Annotated in this window: 1 protein-coding gene; it reads left to right on the top strand. The window is 41.6% G+C overall.

Annotation, left to right across the window (positions count from 1 at the left end; all coding sequences use genetic code 11):
• On the top strand, positions 1-505 hold a 505-nt coding region (locus JKM87_RS17670; RefSeq protein WP_202081791.1), incomplete at both ends, for an IS256 family transposase.

Raw genomic sequence — 505 nt, 5'->3', positions numbered from 1 at the left:
TGAAACAGCGCTATTCTGTACTATACCTAGACGGTATGTATGTTAAACTTCGACGTGACACTGTAGCGAATGAAGTCATTTACTTTGCTATTGGTGTTACCGAAGAAGGATATCGTGAGCTTCTTGGCTTTTATGTTGGAGGTCAAGAAACAGCTCTCGGTTGGCAAGATATGCTTCAAGACTTATATCAACGTGGACTCAAGGAAGTCTTACTTGGTGTATTTGATGGACTCCCTGGACTCGAAGAAGCTTTTAAAAATATTTATCCTAAAGCGGATGTCCAGCGTTGTGTTGTGCACAAAGTTCGTAATACCTTGAACCGTATACGCAAAAAGGATAGAGAACAAGTAGCTGAAGATCTAAAGGCGATCTATCGCTCCTTCACTCGCTCACAAGCTGAAGAACAGTTTCATGTATTTCAAGATAGATGGCGGTCTAAATATCCGAGAGAGGTTGCCTCTTGGGAGCAGGATCTACCCGTCTTATTAACGTTTTTGAAATATCC

Origin of the sequence: Caldalkalibacillus salinus, from assembly GCF_016745835.1 — a bacterium.
Classification (GTDB): Bacteria; Bacillota; Bacilli; order Caldalkalibacillales; family JCM-10596; genus Caldalkalibacillus_A; species Caldalkalibacillus_A salinus.
The sequence above is the reverse complement of the archived record's forward strand: the minus strand, read 5'-3'. Positions and strand labels throughout refer to the sequence as shown.